This is a genomic window from Arsenophonus endosymbiont of Bemisia tabaci Q2, from assembly GCF_902713415.1.
Taxonomy (GTDB): domain Bacteria; phylum Pseudomonadota; class Gammaproteobacteria; order Enterobacterales; family Enterobacteriaceae; genus Arsenophonus.
In genome coordinates this window covers 1-945 of the sequence record NZ_CACTIE010000310.1, presented here as the reverse complement: position 1 = coordinate 945, position 945 = coordinate 1, and the positions used below count along the sequence as shown (strand labels likewise).

Genomic DNA, 945 nt, shown 5'->3' with positions numbered 1-945 from the left:
AGCGTCTTAATTTTGATTACAAAATATATGTTTTTCTCCAATATAAATTTACTGATATAGAGTAATTACTTCTAATCATTTTAAAGTCGCCCAGCTATACATAACCTCGGTTATTGCCATTCAAGATTGCCTGTTAGGCTTAGAATTTTTCATTAACAAAATTCCGCTCTTTTAACTGGACAAAAATCTAACCATCCCTGTTTTAGAGGAACAAAACCAGATATGGCATTTTTATCTTTCTTAAGCCATTTATAAAGTGTAAATATAGCTTTACTCTCAAAATAAGCATGGCCGGCTAATAGCTAATAATCATTTTTATAGTAACGCAAACAACTTTTAAAATTAGCGCCTAACGGTTGCAGACAAGACCATGAGGCATTTTTTCCTTAGTCATAAACCAAAGTTGATATTTTCCCCAAGAAAATGCAGACTCAGCTTGCTCAAAAAAAAGCCAATAACTTCGTTCACTTTCCAACATCTGCAATATATTATTCTGATGATGATGCAACGCTTTTAACATTAATAAACTCATAGAAATAAGCATTATTATTGCCATTAATAATAACGCTCCATTGCTGTTCAAACTTGTGAGGGAAAAACCAATTTATCTGTTTCATATCGATTGATTTCTTAAATAAATTTTTAGTTGGTATTCCCTTAATAGATCTGGATATGCTCGCGGAAATAGACTTAAAAATACAGCTAAAAACGTTTTTCATCCATGATCACCTTTTTTAAAGCAAATTGTGAAACTATTATCTGTTTGGGATCACAAATAGGTTTATCCATCCTTGCCCTTCACAATCTACTCCGCTACGGTGTATTTCCAGCTTACCTCGATGAATACGATATAGCTAAGCGACTTAATTTTGATGACATTATTTATATGAGCTATTCAATTGATTTTAGACGTAAAGTGATATTTACGATGGAAGAAGAAGGGTT

General features: G+C 32.2%; 2 protein-coding genes and 1 pseudogene. 1 reads left to right on the top strand and 2 read right to left on the bottom strand.

The window, feature by feature from the left end:
- Positions 1–152: 152 nt before the first annotated feature.
- Positions 153–290, bottom strand: a pseudogene (locus ARSQ2_RS15175) (DUF2509 family protein); the annotation flags it as partial.
- Between the two features lie 59 nt (positions 291–349).
- Positions 350–583: a DUF2509 family protein gene (locus tag ARSQ2_RS13980; RefSeq protein ID WP_181995376.1), complete on the bottom strand. Its 234-nt coding sequence runs from the start codon at positions 581–583 to the stop codon at positions 350–352.
- Between the two features lie 138 nt (positions 584–721).
- Between ARSQ2_RS13980 and ARSQ2_RS11615 the strand changes: the two genes are divergently transcribed.
- A partial coding sequence (locus tag ARSQ2_RS11615) for a hypothetical protein (protein ID WP_181995375.1) occupies positions 722–945 on the top strand: 224 nt, incomplete at its 3' end.